The organism is uncultured Tateyamaria sp. (genome assembly GCF_947504105.1).
In the GTDB taxonomy this organism is placed as follows: domain Bacteria; phylum Pseudomonadota; class Alphaproteobacteria; order Rhodobacterales; family Rhodobacteraceae; genus Tateyamaria.
This window is the reverse complement of the sequence record NZ_CANNGP010000196.1, coordinates 1-277: the sequence shown is the minus strand read 5'-3', so window position 1 is coordinate 277 and position 277 is coordinate 1. Positions and strand designations below refer to the sequence as shown.

The 277-nt window shown below is 58.8% G+C and carries 1 protein-coding gene; it reads left to right on the top strand.

The annotated features are described in order from the left end of the window. Window positions 1–277: hypothetical protein (locus Q1A75_RS24170; protein WP_299593715.1), on the top strand; the 277-nt coding region annotated here is incomplete at both ends.

Genomic DNA, 277 nt, shown 5'->3' with positions numbered 1-277 from the left:
TTGGCACTTTCGAAGGCTGAAGTCGCCGAGATCATGACGGCGGCCTATGTCGATTTCAAACCCGCCGAGAAGGAGAGCACGACAGGCCAGATCCAGCGACGCAAGCGTGAGGCCATGGCCGCGCTGGAGCGTATGCCCTCCTCAGTGGTCATTGATCTATTCAAGGGTAATCCGAGGTTTAAGGGATCCAAGACCGGCTGGAATAACCGCCGCGCCGTGATGACGCAGGTTTTGAAAGAGTTGCGCCAGCCGAAGGAATTCCGGGCGCCCGCGCTTG